The following is a 259-nucleotide window of genomic DNA, read 5'->3' on the forward strand; positions in this document are numbered from 1 at the left end:
AGAGCGGGAGAAGGGAGGCGCTACCAATAGATGATGACGGTTACGGTTCTGCACCCGCTATATTCGGGGTGATTACTTACATCATTAATGATGCCAGGAACGCGGAGTTTGATGACTGCCCGGTGATGTAATCATATTGGTTGTATTAGTTCGGCGCCCTGATTTTTCACATTCCCGACGGCACGCGTCACGGCATGCCATATAAACTTATCAGCCGGTACGGAGCCGTCGGCTGCAATTTCCGCCGCTTCTTTCCCTC

Annotated in this window: 2 pseudogenes; one reads left to right on the forward strand and one right to left on the reverse strand. The window is 51.7% G+C overall.

Annotated features, from left to right (window positions below):
* Positions 1–131, forward strand: a pseudogene (locus FDX22_RS27485) (LexA family transcriptional regulator); the annotation flags it as partial.
* Here FDX22_RS27485 and FDX22_RS32335 read toward each other — a convergent pair.
* Positions 132–259, reverse strand: a pseudogene (locus FDX22_RS32335) (SOS response-associated peptidase); the annotation flags it as partial.

It is taken from the genome of Citrobacter sp. TBCS-14, from assembly GCF_005280805.1.
Taxonomy (GTDB): domain Bacteria; phylum Pseudomonadota; class Gammaproteobacteria; order Enterobacterales; family Enterobacteriaceae; genus Citrobacter; species Citrobacter gillenii.